The sequence below is a fragment of the Gilliamella sp. B14448G11 genome (assembly GCF_016101765.1).
GTDB classification, from domain to species: Bacteria; Pseudomonadota; Gammaproteobacteria; order Enterobacterales; family Orbaceae; genus Gilliamella; species Gilliamella apicola_N.
Genome location: NZ_JACFPX010000063.1, coordinates 1 through 291 on the forward strand (window position 1 = coordinate 1; position 291 = coordinate 291).

The following is a 291-nucleotide window of genomic DNA, read 5'->3' on the forward strand; positions in this document are numbered from 1 at the left end:
TTTTACCGTATTCGGTCGCTAACTTGATGTGCTCTTGTCCGCGCTTATCATCCATCCGCAGTTTGTTGTTAGCAGGGGTACGAATGACATTTCGGTGTTTGTTTATAGCGGTCACATGGTCAGGGTGTTGACTGTCATGCATCGCATGCGCGATATAAGGTCGGTCCGGATTACCGTTAGTAAAGGCAACTGCAACTTCTGTGCCGTCAATCAGTGGAAAGTGAAAACCATAGGTACTGCCGGCATACGGTTTAGCCAGTCTTAACCATAAACTCTCTTCACCGTTTCGCC

Annotated in this window: 1 protein-coding gene; it reads right to left on the minus strand. The window is 47.8% G+C overall.

Going from position 1 to position 291, the window contains the following annotated elements; translation table 11 throughout:
* A partial coding sequence (locus H3S88_RS13190) for a phage baseplate assembly protein V (protein ID WP_198237286.1) occupies positions 1–291 on the minus strand: 291 nt, incomplete at both ends.